Source organism: Candidatus Foliamicus sp. (assembly GCF_965221325.1).
Lineage (GTDB): Bacteria > Pseudomonadota > Gammaproteobacteria > Steroidobacterales > Foliamicaceae > Foliamicus.
In genome coordinates, this window is record NZ_OZ244880.1 from 1,843,896 (window position 1) to 1,862,227 (window position 18,332).

Genomic DNA, 18,332 nt, shown 5'->3' on the forward strand with positions numbered 1-18,332 from the left:
CACAGCGCCTGCTACTCCAGGCCAGGCCAAGACTGCATGAAGTCACGCGCCTAGCGAGACCTGCTCCGGCCTGAAATCGATCTCGTGAACCAGGCGCAACGGAAGCGCGGTAATGCGGTCGCCGAGCGGATACCTCAGTTCGCCCGGATACACGGCCCAGAGGTGCTCAAGCTTGAGGTCTTCCATAACGACATGCATGGCCCGCGTGGTGCGCGGTGCGTCGGAGCACTTGAATACGAAGCCCCAACGCCGGCTGCCACGCAACAGCATGAGGTCCAGTTCCGCGCCACGTTGCGTGCGATAGAAATACGCGCCCGACTCGCCGTGAGCAAGGAGCGTCTGCTCCAGGGCAAACCCTTCCCAACTGGCGCCATAGCCGGGATGGGCCGGCAGGTCGCGCTCGCTGTGAATACCGAGCAGATGGTGCCGAATGCCGGCGTCGCGCAAGTACACCTTGGGAGATTTCACCAATCGTTTCCCAAGATTCTCGAACCAGGGCGGGAGCACGCGCGCCATGAACACGCCGGCCAACAAGTCACGATAATGCTTGACAGTCGTTTCGCGCACATCCATCGAGCGCGCCAATTCCGACGCGTTCCATGTCTGTCCGTGCCGGTGGGCCAGCATTCGCCAGAATCGGCCCAAAGCAGTCGCGGAAACACGGGAACCGAGGCCAGGCACATCGCGTTCCAGAAACGTGCGCGAGAATGCGTCCATCCAGCGCGCCCAGGAAGCCTCCGAAGCGGCCAGAAACGCACGCGGGAATCCGCCGCGGAACCACAACCTCTGCTGACTTGAAGGCCCCACCTCGGCCAGGGTAAAGCCGCCGACATCCACGAATTGAATCCTTCCCGCCAGCGTTTCGGCAACGCCTCGCACGAGGTCGAGCGACGCGCTGCCCAGCAAGAGGAATACCGCCTTGCGGTTGGGATCGTCGCAAACCGGGCGTAGCGTTTCGAAAAGCGCCGGCAGACGCTGCACTTCGTCGATCACGACCAGCCCTTCGCTATTGCGCAGCAGAGTCTCCGGAGTAGCTTCGAGCGCCTCGCGAGCCGTGGCTGTCTCCAGGTCGAAGAGCGTCGCGGGGCCTTGCCACGAAGCGATCACTTGCTGCGCCAGCGTGGTCTTGCCCACTTGCCGGGCACCCAGCAGCGCCACCACCGGGGCTTCCGAAAGCCCCAGCTTGATCCTGTCCAACAGCGCTGGCCGCGGTATCATGGATTGCATTTAACGTTGTATATCTGCAGTCCTGAAGGAGAATATACAACAATTAACTAATAGTCTGCTGTCTTGGACGTTGCTTCGCTTGCGGCCAAGGCCGCCTCGGATTCCGGTTCATCGCTGGCATCGTTTGGTCTGGAGTCCAATCACCGGCTCGCCGCCCTTACCGGACAGCCGCTGAACGGCTGCCGTCAGGACGCGCCGTACCCCCTCGGTGGTTTAAGTGATCCGAAAGAAAGCGGCCGGATCGACATATTCCTCCGACCCTCGGCCCTGATCCACCTCAGCCAGGCTCGCTGCAAACTCGGCATCGGAAAAACGCGCTTCGAGCACGTCGGCGTGAGGTTCGCAAACCTCGCGTTAGGGACGAAGACGATTCGCCGCGGACGGTTCTCCACGATTCGACATCTCGGATTGAACCGGCGCGCCGAGCCATTCGCTGCGCCCTGCTGGTCTTAGAGCGCCTTGATGGTTTTCGCTTGTGCTCTGGCCCCGCTGCATGCGCCAACTCGCGTAACGCCGCCAGTCCTTGCCGTGTCGATCACGCATGTGCTTGCGCACATAGCCGCCGAGGCCAACCCGGAGCGCTTCCAGCGCCTGCTCAACCCGCCGCTTGGCCTCCAGCGCCTGGACCTTACTCACTGCCCCTACCCCTCATGGCGATGTCCCCCGTCCTGCTGTCGGGCGGCGTCGAGCCTACTCGTCTCTTGAAAGCGCGGTGCGCGGTTTGGATCGCTCGACGGATAGGCCGTACAAGTCGAGTACATCGCTTTCGACGTAATCACGAGCAGTAATGTCCTCCAATCGACACGAGATCGCGGCTTCTATTCGGAAGCGACCGGATTCATCAAACAGTCCGCGCCACTTATCTATGAGACTCGACCAGTCGGGATCGACATGATCTGGGTCGCGAATCATTATGAACCAGATCGTGACCTCAACCTCGTCGTTGCTCCACGAGGGCTTCGCGCCAACCCGGATTTCGCTAAGCGCTCTCAAATGACTACCTTCTGCCGTGACTCGGTTGTGCTTGTCCAATATGTGGCGCCTGAAGCGGTCTGCAGCAAGCACGAAGTCGTCCGGAAACGCAAACCTTGAGCGCTTACGGGCAATAGCATTAGCAAACGCCCGAGCCTCCGCATCTGTTTCCCACCCCGGATATCGGATCCAATTCGCCACAATGGCCTTCTCGACAGTCATCACTCGGTCTAAGTCAGCGACTAGCCCGTCTTCAGCCGTGCGTGAAACATAGGCGAACGAGGGCCGTTTCAACCGGCGAATCTCCTCCACTTTTGTGCGGTCCAATCGGACCAAGGGAGCGATTTCGACAAATGGCCTTTTGCGCCAAGATCGAACGATGTCGCAGGTCTGGGTCAGCACTACAAAGCCTTTAACCCTCTGAGCTACGGGGGAAACTTCGGCGATTCGCTCTCCTTCATTTCCACTCGAAGCAGCTCTGGAAGCTTCGCTGAGCGGGACGGACAAGTCCGCCATATGAATGAAATCCAGCCTGACATCAAGACACACGTCCCCCTGACGCCAATCCTGGAGTTTCTCGTCAATCGCATTCGCCGCAGTGTTCTGCCCAGCCATTCCCTTGACTTAATCTGCTCTCACCGGGGTGAAAATCCTCGCCGCCTCAGCCGGAATCTCCGGTCGATCTTCTATGGATTCAAGCAGTAGATGCGGCGGCGGCGGGCGGCGACGAGCCTGTTCATCTTCCGAAAGCGCGGCGCGGCGAATCCCGAAAGTTAGCGATGCCCCTGCTCCTTGCGCCATCTGCAAAATTTCCCCATAACGGCCATCAGCTAGCATATCGAACGGTGATTGGCCGGCAACAGTCGCCAGAAGACGATTGCGGGTTGCGCGCTGGCTGCCTTCGTCAAGGTGCCGAACAGCGTCCAAGGCGCGTCGAATACTGACTTCGTTGTCCATCGAGGGTGGCTTGCCATTTGCCCAATGATGAATCGTGCGACGCGAAACATTAAACAAGTCGCTCAGCAACTCCCATGTCAGTCCCGAGCGCCGCCGGAGTTCCATGATCGCTTCTGCCGTCGACTGACCAGTTCGAGCACCGGTTGATTCTGTTGGCCCTGATGAAGTTCCCCACACAGCCACAGCTCTTTCGTAACTAACCGCCGTGGGGGAGGCGTCGAGAGTATCCGGCAGGAAGATGACTCTAGGTGCTGGTTGGCGGTGCTCTTCGGATAAGGCTCCGTATTGGAAGCTTCCTCTTCCCGTCGATGTAGCCATTCCCAGCATCAATGCCTCTGCTCCCAATATCACGGCTTGCCCCCGAAATGCATCAGAAATTCCTCGGTAACCATCAATCTGAACACAGAATATATTTGCCTCGCAAAACCTTCCGCTTTGCCAACCAGCTCACCCGAATTGAACGGCAACGGTTTCTGCGAAAACATGTCCAAATCCAACACCCAACTTGGCTCCTGTATCGGTTGCAGTGCATCGGGATCGTGGGTCGCACCTGGCGGCAGGGTTCCCCACCGACCTTGAATTATTTCTCCTTGCTGGGCTACAAACTGCGCCTGCGTAACCATATGGGCCGTTGCCTCGCGCAGCGCGTTGGACGCCTCTCCTTCTGGCCACAAAATACCCAGGACACTTGGTTGAATAAGTTCGCCGATACTGCTTACGGCTTCGCCCTGAAGGCGGTCGATATATCGCAATCCGAGCCGTTGAGCCTCGGCTGGATCAAAGCACTCCTCGACAACAGCGAGCACCCTTCGTAGACGACGAAGAAAGTCATCACGGCTGCTATATCTCCATGTTTCGAGAGCGATAAAGTTCGTGCCAAGCGATACGCGCCACTTCGGAGCTTCCGATTGATCCGCGAGACGCCAGATGACCGGTTCGGAAATGTTGGGCTTGCCTGTTCCGACTTTGATGTAATGGATTTCGTCCCTGTGCAGGTGAGGATAGTCGATACGCAGCGCCTCCTGAAAGTCCGCCACACTGTCCGGCTTTTCTTTCTGTATCGAGAGTATCGGCGGGAAACGAACCTGCGCGATAACCCGTGCCAAGGGGGCATTGGGCAGCCTTACTTCCGCCGGGCTCATGTCTACCAGCGGTATCGGCTCGACCTGCATCTCTATATGTCCAAACCTTGCAGCAGAGTGTGAATCTTAATGTGAACCAAGTCCCCAAACAACCCCAACGCCAAGCACATCCCGCATGCCCTCTCTGTCAACACCGTTGAAACAACGGCTAACTACAGAGCTAATGTGGGGCTGTCCTGTAGCGCTTATGAACTCGGACTTGCTGGTTCTGGCGTTGGTGGCTGTGACTCTGTTGGTTCAGGTCCTGCTGGGTCCGGCATTGCTGGTTCCGGGCCCGGGAAGAACCAGTCCGGGCCTGCGCAGGGGGTTTCCAGGATCAGAGAGGCCGATACCTGCTGCGAGGGAAATTCCGCGATCTCTACCAGGTTGGCCAGATCGCCGCGGCTGGTGGGGGTGCAGTGGATTCCATCGCCGTCAGTATCGATCCAAGCATAGACGAGCAACCCCTCGCCCTTGTCGGTCGGGTAGCCGAAGCTGAAGTTCGAGGCGCCCAGTTGTGTTGCCCGTCGATCGATAATTTCCAGTGGATAGCGCAGCTCGCCTACGCCGCTCCATGCATGGTGAACGGAAAGATGGACAGTCGCGGTGGTGTCGATGTCGCCGGCGGCGGCGATCTCCACCGTGAGGGCCACGGGCAGCGGCGGTGGAGGGGGCGCGTCGCTGCAACCTACACACAGCGCTGCGGCAGCCAATGGCGCCGTCTTACGCAGCGCATGCCGTGCAAGCGCGCAAAGAACGGAAGCTCGACGGTACAACACGATACCCAGCCTGGCCGTCGTGATTCGCCGGTTGGACGGCATGATTCGCAGCCCCTTCATGCTCCCTCCCCCTCCAGGACAATTTTCGGCATCCCGAACACGCGCGTGAAATTGTCGGCGAGGATCAGGCGCATCTCCTCGGTCGTGTAGCCCACTTCCAGCATCCCCGCCACGAACGCTTCAAGGTGCGACTTGACGTAACCCGGAAACTGCGGACCGTCGGAGCCGTATAGCAACTTTTCGATCACGCCACCCGCGCGAATCCGCTCCAGGTAGTCGTGCAGCACATGCTCGGCCCGCTCGGCGCCCAGGGCGCCCGGCTCCAGGTACACGTTCGGGTAGCGCGCAGTCAGTCGGATCGCGGAGTCGGTGTAGGTGAGCGCCCGCGCGAAGCTGTCGTAGCCGGAGTGCCCCAAAATGAATATGGCGCCGGGATAGCGCTGGATGGCGTCCTCCAGGTAGGCGGGGTCGCAATACGGCGGTTCGGTGCGGGTGCCCGGGTTGGGGCTGGTGCCGGTATGCAGATAGACGGGTGTGCCCTGCCGCTGCGCCACTTCGTAAATGCCATAGAAACGCTCGTCGTCCATGCGAAATTGCTGGTGGCCGTGAGCTATCTTGATGCCGCGCATCCCGTGCTGCTTGATCGCGTCCTCCATTTGCCGCAACTGGTCCGCGCCATCGAGGTTCCAGCGATCGACACGCAGGCTGGCAAAACCGAACAGGCGCCCGGGATTCACCGCCAGTTGCTCGGCAACGTGATCGTTGGTGGCTATGCCGGTGGTGGCCGGACTCCATAGCGCGAATACACCGCCGGCGCTGATGCCGGCGTTGTCCAGCGTACCGAGAATGCTCTCGCCGGTGAGAAGGTTGTCCATGAAAATTCCCATGGTCCACTTAAAGCCAGTGGGCACGCGCTCCGTCAGGCGCTCCCTGAAGCGTGGCGGCGAACCCTCCCAGGTTCCGGTGTGCAGGTGCATGTCGATCACCGCCAGCCGTTCGCCATGCACGGCGACTCCCATCTGTTCGGGTTCGCCGGAGCATCCGGCGACGAACAGCGCGGCGGCGAGAATAGTGTTTCGCTGGAAACGGGAAAACTGCATGGTCTTGCCCTCTGCGTTGATGTCTTTCGGATCGCTGGTCAGGGAAATGCGGCGAAGGCCACGCGCCTTCCCACGCTACCTCCGCGCGAAGCGGGCGCGGCCACTGGTCAGCCCCGCATGCTGGTCGAATTCCTCCAGAAACCCTATGGCGGCCGGATCGCTGTTCAGCCAGGCATCCAGGAAGGCCGTGGTCACGCCGGCCAGGATCGTTACGCCCTCGATGTCCTGCGCACCGCCGCGGTTTTCGGGCCCGCCCCGGTCCTCGCGGCATATCCGCCCTCCCAGGTAATGATCGCCTTCTTCAAGTACCACCGAGTACTTGTGGCCCGGCGGGCTTGCTTCGTACGACTGCATGCGCCACTCCCAAGGCTGGATCACGCCATCGCCCACGTTGCGGGTATCGCGAGTGCCGCCGGTCACCAGCAGTGGCCCGGGCAATTCTGAAAAAGCTCCGTCGGCCATCTGTGGCATCGGCCCCGGGCCACTCATGACGATGGCCGCGTCGAAATCCAGCGCGTAGCTCAGGCTCCCGGTACCGTCGCTGTTCCTCAACGGCTGCCCCCAGATGATCTGCGTAATCATCGCGCCGAACGAATGTCCCGCCATCGCGCGCCGGGTGTAGTCGATTCTGTCGGCAAGTCCCGGTATTTCCTGGCCGGGTGCAACCAGCGCATCAAGTACACGTCCAATGTCGGAAATGCGGATATGGTGGAGGTTGGCGGCATCAGCAGCGCTGAGCCGGCGCTCGGAAGTTGGCGAATCCGGGTGTTCGGGCTGCACCACCACGTAGCCATGCGAGGCCCAGTGGTCGGTCAAATCCGAGTAGTTTTCGCGATAGCAGGCGAAACCATGCGAGAAGATCACCAGCGGCGCCTTCTCCTCGCCCACCGGAAATACGATGCGCGCGCGCAAGCGGCGCTGGCCATCGGCCGCCGGCAGGACGTGATTGTCGATCACCCGCACAGCGTGAGGCCCGGATTCCGTCTTGTAGGCCCCGGCAGGCCCGGCAGCTTGCGAAAGCGGCGGCCAGACCAAAGCAGCGCCAAGGATCGCGAACGCTGCGGCGCGGCCCGCCGCTTGTCGGCAGCGGGCAGCGTGAACATCCCAGCCCCGTTGCTGCATCAACTCAGAGCCCCCCTGAAGCAGATAGTCTACAACGGACGGCGCGCCCTCCTCGAATGCGCAGGCATTATGCTTGCCCTTCGAATGAGGAGCAGGGGCAAACCATGACCGGGTATAGCGTATTTCATTTTCTGCACATCATCGTGTTCGCCGTAATCGCCGGCGTTGAGCTGCCGGCGATGTATGCGCTGCGCTTGGCGCGGGCGCCCGGGGCCAGCGAGGCCGGGCGCAGTCTGGCGCTGCGCGTGAAGCGCTACGCGGACGCGATTTCCGCCGTGATGCTGGTGCTGATGCTGCCGCTGGGCGTGCAAATCGGCGCCGGGCTGGGCGTCTATACCGTAACGTCGAATGTCGGGCTGTACGTGACTTGGGCGATAGGCCTGATATGGCTGGCCATCGCGGTAGTGTCCGAAACGGCGGGCACATCGCGGTGGGCCCGGCGCATCTACAAGTCGGAGTGCGTGCTGCGCATCTTTATCGGGCTGGGCAACGTGTATGACGCAGTCGTGGGGTTTGTGGGCAGCGGCTTGATTCAAACCAACTGGCTGGCCACCAAGGTACTGCTGTTCGGGCTCGTTCTGGTGGTGAGCGGCTGGATCCGCTGGCAGACGCAAGCCGTTCGTTTCGGCTCCCGGGCCGGGGACGCCCCGCTGGAGTCGGACAAGCTGATCGCCATGGTCCGGCGCGCCCAGTGGGGCAGCCACAGTATCCTGGCCATGGTCCTGATAGCCGCCTACATGGGAACCGCCAAACCCTGGTAGCCCCCTGCCTTCGGCTTAAGCGCCTCTGGCCGATGGACGCAAGGTGTTCATTTTTCCGTGTAAAACACGGATAATAGAGCATGGTTCGCGTTCGCCAGTCATTGTCGCGCTATATTGATCGGCTCGTCTCAGAGGGTCGATTGGTGTTTACTGCCACCGAGGCGGAAGACGACTTGGGCCTTCGGCACCGGTCGTTTCTGGACGCTGCGGAGCGGTTGCAGCAATCTCGGAAACTGCTAAGGGTCCGCCAGGGGTTCTATGTAGTTGTGCCACCGCAGTACGCCAGTTGGGGCGCACCTCCGCCAGCCTGGTTCATTGACGAACTTATGCGTTGGGAGGGCACGGCTTATTATGTTGGCCTTCTGAAGGCTGCCGAACTGCATGGCGCAACGCATCAGGCCGTCATGCAGTTTCAAGTCGTATGCAGAAAGCGGCTGCCTGAGATAAGAGCGGGACGCCATCTCATTGCGTTCTACTTCCGCAAAGGTATGGAACCGCCACTCGCGGGTGTCGAGGATCGTAAAACCGACACGGGCATGATGAAGATCTCGTCGGCAGCATTGACTGCGCTGGATCTGCTCCGCTACCCGCAGGCGTCCGGCGGTATCGATAGCGTGGCTACGGTCCTTGCGGAACTTGCCCCGGCCATACAGGCCGAGGAACTCGCGTCGCTGGCGACCGGCGTGGAGCGGTCGGTTGCGCAACGGCTCGGCTATCTGTTGGATTACGCCGGTGAAACGCGCTTGGCAAAGTGCATGCGGGACCGCTTGCGCTCCAAGGGACCGCTGCGTTGGATCGATCTCGATCGAAACGCGCACGATCCGGACTGCGCCCCGCCACCGCTTCTTAGAGATGCGCAGTGGCGCATCGTCGCTCATCGCTTACCGGAGCCTGACCTCTGATCCCCAGCCAGAACATCATCGCCTGGGCCAAAGTAGCCCCTTGGGCGGAACCCCGGCAGGTTGAGCAGGACTTGATCATCAGCCGGGCGCTGGTCGAGATTTTCGGCGATCAGTCAATGCGCCAAGCGCTGCGATTTCGCGGCGGAACTGCTTTGCACAAGCTGCACTTCCCTGCCCCGTTGCGCTACTCGGAGGACATCGACCTGGTTCGTACATCCGAGGGACCGATCGGTCCAATCATCGACAGGCTCAGGGGCTTGCTTGAACCATGGCTCGGAAAAGCGCAATTCGCACAGAGTCCGGTGGCGCCAAAGTTGCGATTCCGCGCTGACCCCGAGGATGGCAGTGCGGTACCGATACGCTTGAAGTTCGAGATCAACACGCGCGAAATGAGGTCATTCGACCCGCCAATAACAAGGAGTTTCAAGGTAGCGAACCCGTGGTTCACCGGCGAGACCAACATTCCCACGTTCTCGCCTGAGGAGATGTTGGCGACCAAGCTCAGGGCGCTTCTGCAAAGGAACAAAGGTCGTGACCTTTACGATCTGGCTCACGGCTTGACTACGTTTGAACCGCTGGACATCTATCGAGTTGTCGAGATATTCCGAAAATACATGGCCTCATCGGGGCTCACACTTTCTCGCGCGCAGGCGCAGCAGCGCATGTTCGAGAAGCTGGCAAACCCACGGCATTGGATGGACATTCGTCCGCTGCTGCCGGCCAATCAGGCCAAGGCACTAACTGCGGTGCGACAAGCCCAGCTCTTTCAACGCGTGTTTATTGATCTCGTCGATAGGCTTCCGGGGGAACCTTGGGCACGCACAGCCGCGATGAAGGCAAGGTTCGGCATCAAGTGGTAGGCCGCCTGCTCGTGTTTGCTGGAAAGGATGCGCAGTCGGCGCGCTGACGTGTCTCAATCTGCCGGCTAGAACCAGAACCTGATGCCGGCCACCAGCGCGGTGTCGCTGCGGCCTTCGCTGCGGCTCCACTCAGCGCCCACATAGGGGGCAAATTGGGGGTTGCCGTTGAAGCCTAACCGGGCGCCCACGGCGAGGCTGTTGGACAACTCGTCGTTACCGCCGTCTGATAGCCGCTGCTCCCATTCGAGGCGCGGCAGCAGCATCCAGCGCTGGGTGATCAGCAACTCGTACTCGGCTTCCAAGGTGAAGAAGGCGCTGCCGTTCTCGCCCAGGTAAAGCACTGCATCGGTCTCCAGCCAGAAGGGGGCCATGCCTTCCACGCCCACCGCCGCCCAGGTGCGGTCCGACTCGTCTCCCAGGTCCTGCCGCAGCCCGAATTTAAGGTCCCAGAATGCGCTGGTCGCGCGGCTGTAGAAAACCTGGAGGTCGCCGTGGTCCAGGGTTCCGCTCTCGTACTTGCCTTCGGTCTCGATGCGCAGTCGATGGATGTCGCCGCCATACCAACTGCCTATGTCCCACACCCCGGCCTTGCCCGAGTCGTCGCTGAATTCGAATCGCTCGGCCGCCAGCTTCCAGTAGGTTCCGCCACCGTGCTCCGCGCGCATCAGTTGCCGGGCTTCGGCCAATGTCAGCGGCCCACTTCCCGCGGTGTGTTGCGCATCAGCCTGCGGCGCCAGTGCAAACCCGGCCAAGACCAACGCCGCTGACCGCAGCCATTTCATGCCTGCTTGCCGGATTCTTCCGCTCTCGGACGCACGGAAACCACCTGCATCATTCCGGCATGCATGTGGTAGAGGAGATGGCAATGAAACGCCCAGTCCCCTACCGCATCGGCGGTGACGTCGAAGGACAGGCGTTCCCCGGGCTTGACTACCACCGTGTGCTTGCGCGGCTTGTGCGGGCCGCCCCCGTTCACGAGCTCGAAAAACATGCCGTGCAGATGAATGGGGTGCGGCATCATGGTGTCGTTCACCATGGTTACGCGCAGCCGTTCGCCTTCGTAAAACACGATCGGATCGTCGGCCTCCGACAACTTCACGCCATCGAACGACCACATGTAGCGTTCCATGTTGCCGGTCAGGTGCAACTCGATTTCGCGCTCCGGCTCGCGGGTATCGGGGTTGGGTTCGAGACTTCTCATGTCCGCATAGGTCAGTACGCGGTGCGGCACGTCTTCCAATCCCAACGGCGGCTCATGGAGCCGGTTTTGCTGCACGTCCGCCAGGCCGACAACGCCGGGACCCTTTACGTGGTCATGCTCCTGGCGCGGCGCGCTTGCGCTGCCGGAGTGGTCCATTCCGCCGTGCATCCCGTGGCCGCCGCCCTGATCCGCGCTATGGCCGGACTGATGACCACCGTGGCCGCCTTGATGACCGCTGTGGCCGCCCTGATGGCCGCTGTGGCTGTCCTGGTGCGCGCCGTGGCTGGACTGATGCCCGCTATGCCCACCGTGACCGCCGTGACCGCCCTCCGCATCGTGCGCCATGGCCATGTCGCGCATCGTGAGCAAGGGGCGTGGGCGTAGCGGCGGCACCGCAGCGCTCAGTCCTTCGCGCACGGCCAGCGTGGCGCGCGCAAAGCCGCTGCGATCGTTGGTCTCGGCGATGAGCGTGTAGGCCTCGCGCTCGGGCCTGACCACCACATCGAAGGTTTCGGCCACGCCGATCTGAAACTCGTCGATCTCCAATGGCTGCACATCCAACCCGTCGCTTTGCACTAGCGTCATCGGCAAGCCGTCGATGCGCACGTTGAAAATAGTCATGGCGGCGGCGTTCACGAAGCGCAGCCGCACCCGCTCGCCGGGCTCGAACAAACCCGTCCAGTTGTCCTGCACACCGTGTCCGTTCACCAGGTAGCGATAAGTGGCGGCGGTAACGTCGGACAGATCGGTGGGGTCCATGCGCATGCGTCCCCACATATTCCGCTCGGACAAGGTCGCCCGCACACCTTGCCGGCCGATGTCGCCGAACAGGTCGGCCAGCGTTCGGCGCTGGCGGTTGTAAACGTTGCTCTTCTTCTTGAGCTTGGCGAACAACTGGTGCGGATTCTCGAAGGTCCAGTCCGACAGCACCACGACATACTCGCGGTCGAAGGCGACCGGGTCGTTCTTGGCTTCGATCACGATCGGGCCGTAGTGACCGAGTTGTTCCTGCAGTCCCGAGTGGCTGTGGTACCAATAGGTGCCGGCCTGCATTATGGGGAATCGATATTCGAAGGTTTCGCCGGGCGCAATGCCGGGGAACGAAAGGCCCGGCACCCCGTCCATTTCGGGCGGCAGCAAAATACCATGCCAGTGTATGGATGTGTAGGCGTGCAGGTGATTGGTCACCCGCATCGTGATCTCGTCGCCCTCGCGCCAGCGAATCAGTGGGGCCGGCAGTTGTCCGTTGATAAGGATCGCAGCACCCGCTTCCCCGTCTATAGCTACGTCCGCGCGCTGTATTTCAAGGTCGAATTCGGTCCCGGACATTGCGCGAATTCCGGCAACGCCGTTGCGCACTCCGGAGCGGGCCCAAGCCGCCAGCGGCGCATTAATCGCTGCTGCCGCCCCGGCGAGCGAGGCGGCCTGGACGAACTTGCGGCGGTCAACTGCCAAGAGACGCTAGGACCCGCTACCCCGATGGGGTCCGTGCGCTCCGAACAGCGCGTCCGCGTGGGCCAAGCCCATGAGGAACCACATAAGCGTGTGCAGACTTATGCCCAGCACCTCCGGTCCGCCGCCGCCACCGTGATGGGCATGGCCGCCGCCGTCGGATATCAAGGCATAGATGCCGAATCCAAAGAAAACGAACGGCCAGATGATTCTATAGACTTTTCCGAACATGGTTTAGGTACTCCCGATTTCCTTCGTTGCCGGGAGTATCCGCTTGCTGTCCACTCCCCGGGCCCACCGAGCCCATCCACGCCGCTTGGAGTGGGTGGGCTCAGATGTGCCTAGCCTCGGCATCAATTACAGACGCAAGGATCGCATTGGCAATTCGTGCACTTGCAGGCTGCGTTCGCGCTTGCACCAGCGCCTTTGGCGCACTGGCACGGGTTGCAGTGACAGTTGGCGCATACACAGGTCTCGTTGCCGCAGGTGGACACGCCGAATCCCGCATCTCGAATGGCGCCATAAACCGTTTCCTCCGCCACGCTGCCGTCGTGCGTTACGGTGGTGGCGCCGGTCGCGAGATCGACCTCGGCGCCGCTAACGCCGGCCAAACCCGCAATCAGGCCCTGCACGGTGCTTGAACATCCGGAACATGACATTCCGGTCACCTTCATTGCCATTTCACTCATTCTGATTTCCTCCTTAGCTGGTGGATGTAAAGGTAATCGACGAAAAACGCCGCTCCGCCCTCAGGCCAGGTTGGCCCGCCAGCGGCGCAGCGTGAGAGAGTTGCTGACCACGCTGACGCTCGAAAACGCCATCGCGGCGCCAGCCAGAGTGGGGCTCAGGAAGCCGAAAGCGGCAAGCGGCAGCCCCACGACATTGTAGATGAAGGCCCAAAACAGGTTCTGCTTGATCTTGCGGAAAGTGCGCTTGCTGATATCGATGGCGCTGGCGACCAGACGCGGGTCCGGACGCATCAGCGTAACGGCGGCCGTTTCCATAGCCACGCCGGTGCCCGTTCCAAGCGCAATGCCCACGGACGCCTGCGCCAGTGCCGGCGCGTCGTTCACGCCATCGCCCACCATGCCCACCTGGGCGCCGTCGTCGGCAAGCTCGGCAATGATGCGCGCCTTGTCCTCGGGCTTGGCTTGACCGTAAATCATGTCGGGCTTTATGCCGAGGTCGGCGCCCACACGCTCCGCAACCGAATTGGCATCGCCGGACACCAGCATCGGAGCGATGCCCAGCTTGTCGAGATTGCTTACCGCCGCCTTGGCAGTGGGGCGCAGCTCGTCAACCAGCTCGAAGCGGGCCAGCAGCGCATCGCCGCCTTCCAGACTCACGCCCAACCACACTTCGGTACCGCCCCTTTCCAGTTCGCGCGGCGGCGGGTCCAGCCCCTTGTCGCGATACAGGCGGTCGTTGCCCACCAGGTAGCGCACGCCGCCGATATCCGCCTCGATCCCGCGGGAGACGCTGTTCTTGAAGCGGTCGATATCATCAAGCGCAATGCCGCGCCGCTCCACTTCCTCGCGGAAAGCCAGGGCGATAGGATGTTCGCTGCCTTGCTGCAGCGATGCGGCAATGCGCAGGACCTCGTCCTCCGTCAGGCCGGCCATGAGCTCGGTTTCAGCCACTGACGGCTTGCCTTGCGTCAAGGTGCCGGTCTTGTCGAAAACCACGTGATCGATGCTGTGCGCCCGTTCCAGGGTAGCCGTGTCCTTGATCAGTATCCCGGCGCGGGCGGCCGCGCTCGAGCCGGTCATGATGGCGGTGGGCGTTGCAAGTCCGAGCGCGCATGGACAGGCGATTACCAGTACCGCTGCCGCGCTGAGCACCGCCTGCCCCAACTCCGCGCCGCTCAACAGCCAGCCAACGAAGGTAACGATCGCAATGCTCACCACCACCGGTACGAAAACGGCACTGACCCTATCGACCAGGCGCTGTACCGCGGGTTTGCTGATCTGGGCGTCCTCGACCAGCTTGATCATGCGCGCCAGGGTGGAATCGCCGGCCACCGCGGTGACTTCGACATCAATGAAGCCGTCCGCGTTGATGGCGCCCGCGATCACCTTGTCGCCTTCGCCCTTGGGCACAGGATTGCTCTCGCCCGTAAGCAGCGATTCGTCCAGCTCGGCTTCGCCGCGAACGATTACGCCATCGGCGGCGATGCGGTCGCCCGGACGGCAGACGATGACATCACCGAGGGCCAGCAAGCTGCCGCGGCGTTCTTCGACATCGCCGTTCGGCAAACGCACCAAGGCGGTGTCCGGCTGCAGGGCCATCAGTTCCTGAATCGCCGCCGCCGCGCCGCGCTTGGCCCGCGCCTCGAAATACTTGCCGATCATCACCAGGGTGATGATCATCGCGGAGGCCTCGAAGAAGAGCTGCCCCCTGGATGCCGCCCCCAAGCTGATGAGCATGTATAGGCTGTAGGCAAACGCCGCCGAGGTGCCCATGGCCACAAGCACGTCCATATTGGCGCCACCGCCGCGCAGGGAATTGAAAGCGCCGCGGTAGAAGCGCCAGCCGAGCACGAATTGGATGGGAATGGCCAACACCAACTCGAACCAGGGAGGCATGTGTAGATGCATGGCCGTTTCGCCGAAGGCAAACATGACGACCATCTGCAGCAGAAAGGGTGTCGTCAACGCGATTGCTGCGAAAATCGCCCGCCGCTCGCGCCGAATGTGTTCCGGCTCGCGGGCCGCCTGCTGCTTGCCTTCCTCATCGACGACAAGCTCGGAGGGCACCAGTTCGAAGCCCGCCACCCGGGCGCGCTCAATCAGCGCGGCGTCCACGGCCATCGAGGAAGCCACCGTAATCCGAAGCTGTTCCTGTTGCGTGTCGAACTCGATGTCGATCACGCCGGGCACGGAAGCGAGAGCATCGGAAACCCGCTCGGCCACCTGCTCCGCGCCCAGGTTTTCGACATGATATTCACCGATTTCGGTCCCCACGCGGAAACCGCACCGGCGCACGGCTTCTATGGAGCCCTTGATGTCGATGTGCGCCAGATCGATATGCAGAATCGCCCGTTCGAGTGCCAGGCTCACGGTCGCTTGCTTGATGCCGTCGGTGTTGTTCAGCACCTTCTCAAGGCGAGCCGAGCAGGCACTGCAGGTCATCCCCTCAACAACCAGATCGAGCCGTTGTGTGTCCGGCCCCTGTTGCTCGGCCGGGCGCTGCGCTTCTTGTTCCATGCGGTTTGGCTTTCTCGCTCTCAATGTCCGCCGGCGCAAAGGCGCTTGCACAAAATCGTGCAAGGGCCGGTTCGAATACACGCCCGCGCCCGGATATTAGCATCAAACGTGCTGGTGGAGGCGGCGGGAATCGAACCCGCGTCCGCAAGCGCTACTGCCCGAGGCGCTCTACATGCTTAGCCGCGTCTTGAGTGCGGCGATACCCCGACGGGCAGGCTGGCATCGCCGTTTTGACCGGCTAGCTCTTAACCCGCGGCCACCGGCCGGTTACGCGGGCGATCCTGTGCAAGCGACGTTCCAACCGGGCCACAGGCAATCCTGGCAGGAACGCTGGCGGTCAAGCCGCCAGAGCGTAGTTGTCGTCGTTGGCAACTATTGGTTTTGCAGGCGGATTTACGAGGAACCCTGCGCCTCGGCATGCACACCAAGGGTGTCACGGCCCACGTCGAAGCCATGTCGCCCCCTTAGGTGGAGTATTCTACGTGGAAATGCCGCGGCTGCGCATGCGGCTTGCGCTTTCCCCAAATCTCTGGCGGCCACCTTGAAGAATCGATGAGCAAACACGCGACCGGCGCCGAACGTGGCCGCCTGCTCAAGCTGGCGACCTATGCATCGGTCATCACCGCGGCGATCCTGGTGGCGATCAAGGCCTGGGCATGGCGGATAACGGATTCGGTGTCGTTGCTGAGCTCGCTTGCGGACTCGGGGCTGGATGTGCTGGCGTCGCTGATCACGTTCTTTGCGGTGCGCGTATCCCTGAAGCCTGCCGACCACGAGCACCGCTTCGGGCACGGCAAGGTGGAAGGTCTGGCGGCGCTTGCGCAGTCCCTGATCATCACCGCTTCCGCGGTGTATGTGCTCATGGAGACAATAGAACGCCTATTGAACCCTGCGGCAATCGAACAAGCTCCGCTGGGCATAACGGTAATGCTGGTCTCGGCGGCGCTCACGCTCGTGCTCGTGAGCATCCAGCGGCATGTGCGGCTGCGCACGGGTTCGGCGGCTATCGAGGCCGACGCCATGCACTACAAGACCGATCTTGTGATCAATCTGGGCGTGGCGGCGGCTATCGCGGTGTCGGCCTGGCGATTTGGCCGGCTGGCCGATCCGCTGGTGGCGGCGGCGGTCAGCGCCTACTTGCTCTATGGCGTGTGGAAGATCGGCAAGCAGGCACTGGACATCCTCATGGACCGCGAATTGCCGCAGAAAGACCGCGACCGGATCGCCAGCCTGGCCGAGAGTCATCCCCAAGTGATCGAAATCCACGATCTCAAGACCCGGCACGGCGGCTCCAACTACATCGTGCAGTTTCACGTGCTGCTGGACGCCGAGCTACGTCTGCAGGAGGCCCACGAGATCCTCGACGAAATCGAGCACAGCATTCAGGCCGAATTCCCGGACTGCGAGTTGCTGCTGCATCCGGACCCGCAGGGCTACCACGCCCGGCGGCATGAATTCAAACGCGCCTGAGCGGCGCCGGCGAGGGACACGCGGCCGGCGAGGAACACGCAGCCGGCCCGCGCCGCCTGCTCCGCCTCAGGCGTCAGACGCGGCTCCCACTTCGGGCGGCACTTGCTCGGCAAATGCTTCCCAGGTGCCGCGCGGCTGCAGGGCGGCCCAGTCGGTCTGCGGTTCCAGAAGTTCCGGCTTATCGCGCTCCAGGCGCTCCAGCACGACGCGCGGGATGTTGTCGAGCTGCCCGGAAATCTTGAAGCTGTGCATGCGGCCGAACAAGGCGCCGTCGCGCACTTCCGTCAAGCCCATGCGCATCCATGGCCACCAGGGCGAAGTGCGCATGAATCCGCCGTGAAAGCGCGCCGAGGGCACACTGCGGTCCTCGAGTTCCGCTGCCGGTATATAGAAGATGAAGTGCTCCGAAGGATTGATTTTCGGGCCGGTGGAAGCCTTCGGCCAGCCTTCCGGCGTTACCGGATTGGTGTACTCGTGGGCGTACTCCCAGGCCAGCAGGTATTGGTCGTGGAACTTCTGAAAAGGCAGGATGAACGGGATCGTGCCGGATTCGTCCATCCTGGCGTCGGCGGCGTTCATCAGCGTGTTGTCGTCCGGCGCGTTGCCCATCGAAAAGCGCGGCATTTCCTCGGTGAGCCGGCCGCGGAAGCGGTCGTTGAAGAACGGGAACACTTCCACCCGTTCGCCGCTGTAGGGATTGTCCCAGTAGTCGATGATCTCGCCGCTGGCGAGGTCGGTGAAATAGCCGGCTTCGGTGCCGCGCAGCCAGAGGTGGCCGCTGTCGTCGATGCGGCACTGGATGTTGCCGCAGCCCACATAACCGAACAGGGGCGTCAGCTTGTTCACGCCGATGCGCGCGAACTGCACGCCCTGGTAGCCGCTGTAGATCGGCTTGTCGGCGTAAGTGCCCCAGATCTTGCCGAAGGCATAGAGGTTGTCGGCCGGATTGCTCAAATCCAGACCGCTTGCGCCGCCGCCGGCAGTGCCAGCCGCGCCCGCAGCGGCATTTTCGGCGGTTTCCTGGTTCCCGCCGGGCGCCCCGCAGGCGGCCAGTCCGGCCGCCGTCAAGCCGCCCAGTGCGCCGCCCAACAGGCTGCGCCGACTCACCGCGCTTTCCAGCATCGTACTCAACAACATGACTTCCCCCTCCTCGTGGCCAACGGCAAGATGGCGTTCGCCTTCGCATACACGCACGCCCCGTT

18 protein-coding genes and 1 other RNA gene are annotated in these 18,332 nt (G+C 62.1%); 4 read left to right on the top strand and 15 right to left on the bottom strand.

What is annotated here, in order from left to right:
• Positions 1 to 42 precede the first annotated feature (42 nt).
• The 8 genes from ACWCOO_RS07945 to ACWCOO_RS07980 all read right to left on the bottom strand — a co-directional run bounded on the left by ACWCOO_RS07945 (position 43) and on the right by ACWCOO_RS07980 (position 7,278).
• Positions 43 to 1,227, bottom strand: a complete 1,185-nt coding sequence (locus tag ACWCOO_RS07945) for an ATP-binding protein (protein ID WP_446830456.1) — start codon at positions 1,225 to 1,227, stop codon at positions 43 to 45.
• Positions 1,228 to 1,581: 354 nt separating this feature from the next.
• On the bottom strand, positions 1,582 to 1,863 hold the full coding sequence (locus tag ACWCOO_RS07950) for a hypothetical protein (RefSeq protein WP_446830457.1): 282 nt from the start codon (positions 1,861 to 1,863) through the stop codon (positions 1,582 to 1,584).
• A gap of 54 nt (positions 1,864 to 1,917) precedes the next feature.
• Positions 1,918 to 2,814, bottom strand: a complete 897-nt coding sequence (locus tag ACWCOO_RS07955) for a hypothetical protein (RefSeq protein ID WP_446830458.1) — start codon at positions 2,812 to 2,814, stop codon at positions 1,918 to 1,920.
• 9 nt (positions 2,815 to 2,823) lie between these two features.
• Positions 2,824 to 3,261, bottom strand: coding sequence for a helix-turn-helix domain-containing protein (locus ACWCOO_RS07960; protein WP_446830459.1), 438 nt, complete (start codon positions 3,259 to 3,261; stop codon positions 2,824 to 2,826).
• 242 nt (positions 3,262 to 3,503) lie between these two features.
• Positions 3,504 to 4,328 carry a TIGR04255 family protein gene (locus ACWCOO_RS07965; protein ID WP_446830460.1) on the bottom strand — a complete coding sequence of 275 codons (825 nt, stop codon included), beginning with the start codon at positions 4,326 to 4,328 and terminating at the stop codon, positions 3,504 to 3,506.
• A gap of 155 nt (positions 4,329 to 4,483) precedes the next feature.
• Complete coding sequence (locus tag ACWCOO_RS07970; RefSeq protein WP_446830461.1) at positions 4,484 to 5,116, bottom strand: hypothetical protein; 633 nt, start codon at positions 5,114 to 5,116, stop codon at positions 4,484 to 4,486.
• Positions 5,113 to 6,156, bottom strand: coding sequence for an amidohydrolase family protein (locus ACWCOO_RS07975; RefSeq protein WP_446830462.1), 1,044 nt, complete (start codon positions 6,154 to 6,156; stop codon positions 5,113 to 5,115). The genes ACWCOO_RS07970 and ACWCOO_RS07975 overlap by 4 nt, the downstream gene beginning before the upstream one ends.
• Before the next feature lie 75 nt (positions 6,157 to 6,231).
• The gene (locus ACWCOO_RS07980) at positions 6,232 to 7,278 is read right to left on the bottom strand and encodes an alpha/beta hydrolase family protein (RefSeq protein ID WP_446830463.1); all 1,047 of its coding nucleotides are present in this window, start codon (positions 7,276 to 7,278) and stop codon (positions 6,232 to 6,234) included.
• Between the two features lie 104 nt (positions 7,279 to 7,382).
• Here ACWCOO_RS07980 and ACWCOO_RS07985 point away from each other — a divergent pair, with 104 nt between their 5' ends.
• The 3 genes from ACWCOO_RS07985 to ACWCOO_RS07995 all read left to right on the top strand — a co-directional run bounded on the left by ACWCOO_RS07985 (position 7,383) and on the right by ACWCOO_RS07995 (position 9,801).
• On the top strand, positions 7,383 to 8,039 hold the full coding sequence (locus ACWCOO_RS07985; RefSeq protein WP_446830464.1) for a hypothetical protein: 657 nt from the start codon (positions 7,383 to 7,385) through the stop codon (positions 8,037 to 8,039).
• 143 nt (positions 8,040 to 8,182) lie between these two features.
• On the top strand, positions 8,183 to 8,941 hold the full coding sequence (locus ACWCOO_RS07990) for a type IV toxin-antitoxin system AbiEi family antitoxin domain-containing protein (protein WP_446830465.1): 759 nt from the start codon (positions 8,183 to 8,185) through the stop codon (positions 8,939 to 8,941).
• A 71-nt stretch (positions 8,942 to 9,012) separates the two neighbouring features.
• Positions 9,013 to 9,801, top strand: coding sequence for a nucleotidyl transferase AbiEii/AbiGii toxin family protein (locus tag ACWCOO_RS07995; protein ID WP_446830466.1), 789 nt, complete (start codon positions 9,013 to 9,015; stop codon positions 9,799 to 9,801).
• A gap of 65 nt (positions 9,802 to 9,866) precedes the next feature.
• Here ACWCOO_RS07995 and ACWCOO_RS08000 read toward each other — a convergent pair whose 3' ends face one another.
• The 6 genes from ACWCOO_RS08000 to ssrA all read right to left on the bottom strand — a co-directional run bounded on the left by ACWCOO_RS08000 (position 9,867) and on the right by ssrA (position 16,124).
• A complete protein-coding gene (locus ACWCOO_RS08000; protein ID WP_446830467.1) occupies positions 9,867 to 10,583 on the bottom strand; it encodes a copper resistance protein B in 717 nt (238 codons plus the stop codon).
• Positions 10,580 to 12,457, bottom strand: coding sequence for a copper resistance system multicopper oxidase (locus ACWCOO_RS08005; RefSeq protein WP_446830468.1), 1,878 nt, complete (start codon positions 12,455 to 12,457; stop codon positions 10,580 to 10,582). Before ACWCOO_RS08005 ends, ACWCOO_RS08000 begins: the two co-directional genes overlap by 4 nt.
• A 6-nt stretch (positions 12,458 to 12,463) precedes the next feature.
• Complete coding sequence (locus ACWCOO_RS08010) at positions 12,464 to 12,685, bottom strand: hypothetical protein (RefSeq protein WP_446830469.1); 222 nt, start codon at positions 12,683 to 12,685, stop codon at positions 12,464 to 12,466.
• A gap of 122 nt (positions 12,686 to 12,807) precedes the next feature.
• Positions 12,808 to 13,143, bottom strand: a complete 336-nt coding sequence (locus tag ACWCOO_RS08015) for a heavy-metal-associated domain-containing protein (protein ID WP_446830470.1) — start codon at positions 13,141 to 13,143, stop codon at positions 12,808 to 12,810.
• Positions 13,144 to 13,203: 60 nt separating this feature from the next.
• A complete protein-coding gene (locus ACWCOO_RS08020; RefSeq protein WP_446830471.1) occupies positions 13,204 to 15,660 on the bottom strand; it encodes a heavy metal translocating P-type ATPase in 2,457 nt (818 codons plus the stop codon).
• Positions 15,661 to 15,772: 112 nt separating this feature from the next.
• Positions 15,773 to 16,124: a transfer-messenger RNA gene (gene ssrA / locus ACWCOO_RS08025) on the bottom strand.
• Positions 16,125 to 16,212: 88 nt separating this feature from the next.
• Here ssrA and ACWCOO_RS08030 point away from each other — a divergent pair.
• Positions 16,213 to 17,130 carry a cation diffusion facilitator family transporter gene (locus tag ACWCOO_RS08030; protein ID WP_446830472.1) on the top strand — a complete coding sequence of 306 codons (918 nt, stop codon included), beginning with the start codon at positions 16,213 to 16,215 and terminating at the stop codon, positions 17,128 to 17,130.
• A gap of 66 nt (positions 17,131 to 17,196) precedes the next feature.
• On the opposite strand, the gene ACWCOO_RS08035 is transcribed toward ACWCOO_RS08030, so the two are convergent.
• Positions 17,197 to 18,267 carry a DUF1838 family protein gene (locus ACWCOO_RS08035; protein ID WP_446830473.1) on the bottom strand — a complete coding sequence of 357 codons (1,071 nt, stop codon included), beginning with the start codon at positions 18,265 to 18,267 and terminating at the stop codon, positions 17,197 to 17,199.
• Positions 18,268 to 18,332 lie beyond the last annotated feature (65 nt).

Bases quoted from the DNA above. Each gene is read 5' to 3' on its own strand.
- ACWCOO_RS08020 (WP_446830471.1), bottom strand. From the start codon at position 15,660: ATGGAACAAGAAGCGCAGCGCCCGGCCGAGCAACAGGGGCCGGACACA.
- ACWCOO_RS07955 (WP_446830458.1), bottom strand. From the start codon at position 2,814: ATGGCTGGGCAGAACACTGCGGCGAATGCGATTGACGAGAAACTCCAG.
- ACWCOO_RS08015 (WP_446830470.1), bottom strand. From the start codon at position 13,143: ATGAGTGAAATGGCAATGAAGGTGACCGGAATGTCATGTTCCGGATGT.
- ACWCOO_RS08035 (WP_446830473.1), bottom strand. From the start codon at position 18,267: ATGTTGTTGAGTACGATGCTGGAAAGCGCGGTGAGTCGGCGCAGCCTG.
- ACWCOO_RS07960 (WP_446830459.1), bottom strand. From the start codon at position 3,261: ATGGAACTCCGGCGGCGCTCGGGACTGACATGGGAGTTGCTGAGCGAC.
- ACWCOO_RS07975 (WP_446830462.1), bottom strand. From the start codon at position 6,156: ATGCAGTTTTCCCGTTTCCAGCGAAACACTATTCTCGCCGCCGCGCTG.
- ACWCOO_RS07985 (WP_446830464.1), top strand. From the start codon at position 7,383: ATGACCGGGTATAGCGTATTTCATTTTCTGCACATCATCGTGTTCGCC.
- ACWCOO_RS08000 (WP_446830467.1), bottom strand. From the start codon at position 10,583: ATGAAATGGCTGCGGTCAGCGGCGTTGGTCTTGGCCGGGTTTGCACTG.
- ACWCOO_RS08030 (WP_446830472.1), top strand. From the start codon at position 16,213: ATGAGCAAACACGCGACCGGCGCCGAACGTGGCCGCCTGCTCAAGCTG.
- ACWCOO_RS07945 (WP_446830456.1), bottom strand. From the start codon at position 1,227: ATGCAATCCATGATACCGCGGCCAGCGCTGTTGGACAGGATCAAGCTG.
- ACWCOO_RS07980 (WP_446830463.1), bottom strand. From the start codon at position 7,278: ATGCAGCAACGGGGCTGGGATGTTCACGCTGCCCGCTGCCGACAAGCG.
- ACWCOO_RS07965 (WP_446830460.1), bottom strand. From the start codon at position 4,328: ATGCAGGTCGAGCCGATACCGCTGGTAGACATGAGCCCGGCGGAAGTA.
- ACWCOO_RS08010 (WP_446830469.1), bottom strand. From the start codon at position 12,685: ATGTTCGGAAAAGTCTATAGAATCATCTGGCCGTTCGTTTTCTTTGGA.
- ACWCOO_RS07970 (WP_446830461.1), bottom strand. From the start codon at position 5,116: ATGAAGGGGCTGCGAATCATGCCGTCCAACCGGCGAATCACGACGGCC.